4 protein-coding genes are annotated in these 3,599 nt (G+C 69.4%); 2 read left to right on the forward strand and 2 right to left on the reverse strand.

The features are described 5' to 3' along the window. Window positions 1-47: 47 nt before the first annotated feature. Window positions 48-320, forward strand: a complete 273-nt coding sequence (locus QZT59_RS00505) for a DUF3006 domain-containing protein (RefSeq protein ID WP_290809967.1) — start codon at window positions 48-50, stop codon at window positions 318-320. A gap of 157 nt (window positions 321-477) precedes the next feature. On the opposite strand, the gene QZT59_RS00510 is transcribed toward QZT59_RS00505, so the two are convergent. Next, complete coding sequence (locus tag QZT59_RS00510) at window positions 478-1,341, reverse strand: SDR family oxidoreductase (protein ID WP_290809969.1); 864 nt, start codon at window positions 1,339-1,341, stop codon at window positions 478-480. 286 nt (window positions 1,342-1,627) lie between these two features. Between QZT59_RS00510 and QZT59_RS00515 the strand changes: the two genes are divergently transcribed. Further along, window positions 1,628-2,434, forward strand: a complete 807-nt coding sequence (locus tag QZT59_RS00515; RefSeq protein WP_290809971.1) for a helix-hairpin-helix domain-containing protein — start codon at window positions 1,628-1,630, stop codon at window positions 2,432-2,434. Window positions 2,435-2,674: 240 nt separating this feature from the next. Here the strand turns inward: QZT59_RS00515 and QZT59_RS00520 are convergent, their stop codons facing one another. Continuing rightward, complete coding sequence (locus tag QZT59_RS00520) at window positions 2,675-3,439, reverse strand: class I SAM-dependent methyltransferase (protein ID WP_394348625.1); 765 nt, start codon at window positions 3,437-3,439, stop codon at window positions 2,675-2,677. Window positions 3,440-3,599: the final 160 nt, after the last annotated feature.

A 3,599-nucleotide genomic window follows, 5' to 3' on the forward strand; every position in this document is an offset into this window, starting at 1 on the left:
ATCGACCCCCGGACGATTCATCACGATCGGACGGGTACGACCGCACCATGACCGAGACCGCCACCGCCGTGCTGGACCGGATCGTCGACGGCGAAACGGCCGTGCTGCTCGTCGAGGCCGACGGCGACGTCGTCGACGAGCTGACGGTCCCCGTCGAGGAGCTTCCCGAACCCGGCCGGGAGGAGGGAGCGGTCTTCGACGTCGACGTGGCCGACGGCGAACTCCGACGGGTCGAACATCGACCGGAGGAAACGGCGGAGCGGCGCCGACGCGCCCAGGACCGGTTCGATCGCCTCTCCGAACGACTCGGCGAGGAGTGAGTTTCGCGGCGGCTCGGATCGTCCGCCGGCCGACCGACCCGCCGACCTCGGGTCGTCCTCACCGTTCGGCGGCAGTGACGAACCCACAGCGGTCGCAGCGTGAGGATCAGCACCGGCACGAAAACGGCGGTCGTCGGGTCGACGCCAGCGATCGCGGTCACTCCGGTCGTCGATACTCGGGATCGAACAGCTGCGCCGAGACCGGCGCCGGGTCGCCTTCCGTGAGGTTGTATTCCGAGAAGTCCTCGACGCCGGCCTCGCGCAGGAACTCCTCGTCGTAGACCGCGTTGCCCGTAAAGTCGGCCGGATCCCGGCGCAGGATCTCGAGGACCGTGTCGGCGACGATGTCGGGCGTTCGCCAGTCGTCCTCGGTGCCGAGGCCGAAGTACCGCGTCGCGCGGGTGTCGATCGCCGTCACCGGCCAGAACGCGTTACAGCCCACGTCGTCCCCGCCGAGTTCGCCGGCCATCGAGAGGGTCACGAACGTCATCCCGAGCTTGCTCCAGGCGTAGGGGCCCTCCCCGGGCGCGCGGTCGATCCGAACCGGCGGCGAGTTCGAGAGCAACCAGGCGTCCTCGACCGATCGGAGGTGGTCGGCGAACGCGCGCGCGACGAGGTAGGTGCCCCGGACGTTCACGTCGGTCAGCAGGTCGAACCGGTTCGGCGGGAGGTCCTCGACGGTCGCGAGCTGGATCGCGCTCGCGTTGTTGACGACGACGTTCACGTCGCCGAACCGGTCGATCGCCGCCGCGGCGGCCGCCTCGACGCTCTCCTCCTCGCGGACGTTCAGCCGGACGGCCAGCGACTCGACGCCGCGCTCGCGACACTCGCGGGCCGTCTGTTCGATCGTCCCTTCGAGGTCCCTCTCCTCGCCGTAATCGTCCTCCTCGCTGGTCTTGCCGGTCGAGACGACGTTACAGCCGCACTCGGCGAGCGCCAGGGCGATCGCCTTGCCGATGCCGCGCGTCGTGCCGGTGATGAACGCCGTCCGTCCGGACAGGTCCGGTCGCTCGTAGGCCATGGTCGGCCATCGCGGTCGATCGATATAAACCCCTCCTACGTTGTTGTCGACTCTGCCGGTCGCCGGTCCTCCGGTCGGGCGGCGCTTCCTTCGGTTGGTGGCCGTTGTTTCCGGTCGATCGGCGGTTATCTCCGGTCGGGCGGCTGCTCCGGTCGGTCCACGAGATCACCGTCAAAACCATATCACACCATCCAATGCCATTCAGGGGTTTGCAAGGACACTACTTACCCGCCGTGGCACCCTCCATCGAAGTACGATGAGTCAAACTGAATCACCCATCCGAGCGATGTTCGACGCGCAGCGAACCGCGATCAAGCAGAACCGACAGGCGATCAAACAGGGCCTCGCGTTCCAGCGGAACGTCGGGAAGATGACCGCCAGCGCCCTCCGCGGCCAGGAGTCGATGCAGCGCCAGTCCGTCGAGCTGGCTCAGGCCGGGATGCGCGGCGGCCTCGACGTCACGCGGGCGATGACGGACGCGGAGGGATCGGTCGAGCAGCGCGCGACCGTCGACGACGCGTTCGCCCAGCTGAAGTCGACCCACTCGGAGATCTTCGGCGTCCTCGAGCGGGAACTCGACCGCGGTCTCGACTCCTTCGACGAGCTCTCGGCGGAGTACGTCGAGGCCCTCGAAGAAATGACCGACCAGTTCCTCGAGACCCAGCGGACCATCGAGGACGAGACGGCCCGCGGCGCAGAGGAACTCTCCGAGGACCTCCTCGACCAGCTCGAGCGCTCTCAGGGACTGCTCGACCAGCTCGAGGACCAGTTCGAGCGCCAGACCGAGCGCACGGAACAGCTGTTCGAGCGTCAGGTCGAGGGCGCAGAGGAGTTCCAGCAGCAACTCGAGGAGGAGGCCCAGCGGATGCAGCGCCGGCTCGAGACGGCGCCGGTCGCGGCGGTCACCGCCGGCGAGGAGCGGACGCCGCTCGAGCACATCGACGGGCTCGACGACTCGAGCCGGGACGACCTGATCGAGGCGGGCATCACCTCCGCCGGCGAGCTGGCGGCCGCCGAGGCGCGGCAGGTCGCCGACGCCACCGACGTCTCCGAAGAGCGCGCCGAGTCCTGGATCGACCAGGCTCAGGACTGATCCTCGGACGACGCCCACCGATCGCCGAGCGCGGTCGCCGCGCTCCGCCTATCGCTTCGGCCCGCCGTCCGTGGATCACGCACGCGTTTCTCGGCGTGCTCCCCTGATCGGTTGTCATTCCGCATTTCGAGCAGTCTGCTTCTACACCGCATTTCGAGCAGTCTGCTTCTACACCGCATTTCGAGCAGTCTGCTCACGTTGCGCTTTTCGACCCCGCTCGTCCACCGGCGCCGCCGTCGCTCAATCGGGGCGGGTCGCTCGGATCAGCACTTTCGGATTCCGCCAGGATGTCACGGTCCCGTCGGTCGCGCGGATGTCGAACGTCTCCCGGGCGGCCGGCGGCGCATCGCGGAGCATCTCGAGCACCCGCCGACGGCGTGCCGACGTCGGCGACTGTGCCTCGAGCCACGACTCTACTTCGAGCGTCTTCGCGAACGGAACCGTCTCCGTCACCGATAACCCGGCGTCGGTCAGCCGCTCTCGCCACGTCGCGACGGGATCGGACTCGACGTGGGACGGGTCGCGTTCGCGCTCGAGTCGATTCAGGAACGTCGCGAGGCGCCGATCGTTCGGCGCGACGTTGTCCTCGAACGCGAACGTGCCCCCCGGACGCAGGACGCGCGCGACCTCCTCGACGAACGCGCGAGGGTTCGGAAAGTGGTGCGCGGCGATCCGGCAGGTGACCGCGTCGAACGAGTCCGCGTCGAACGGGAGCCGCTCGGCGTCGCCGACGACGCCGCGGGCGTCGAACTCGCGGACGGCCGTCGCCACCATCTCCGGGGCGGCGTCCGCGGCGACGACCGTCTCCACCCCCGCTCGGCGGAGCGCGCCCGCGGCGTGTCCGGCGCCGGTCGCCACGTCGAGCGCCCGGTCCGCGTCCGCACACCACGCGGCGATTCGGTCGAGGTCGGCGCCGCGGCGGTGGGGCTCGCTCTCGCGGTACGCGTCGGCGGCCGCGCCGAAGGATGTCGCCGCGTCTCGCTTTCTCCGCGCGTCGTCGGTCACGGTCGATCCGACGGGACCCGCACACTGATGTCTACCGTTTCTCCCAAACACTGCCGGGCCCGGGCGTTTTCCGCGCTCCTCGCCGGTCAGCCACTCGAACACCTCGCCGGTCGCCGCCGTTCGAACCTCGCCGGTCGCCGCCGTTCGAACCTCGCCGGTC

Source organism: Halovivax sp., from assembly GCA_007119345.1.
GTDB lineage: Archaea > Halobacteriota > Halobacteria > Halobacteriales > Natrialbaceae > Halovivax.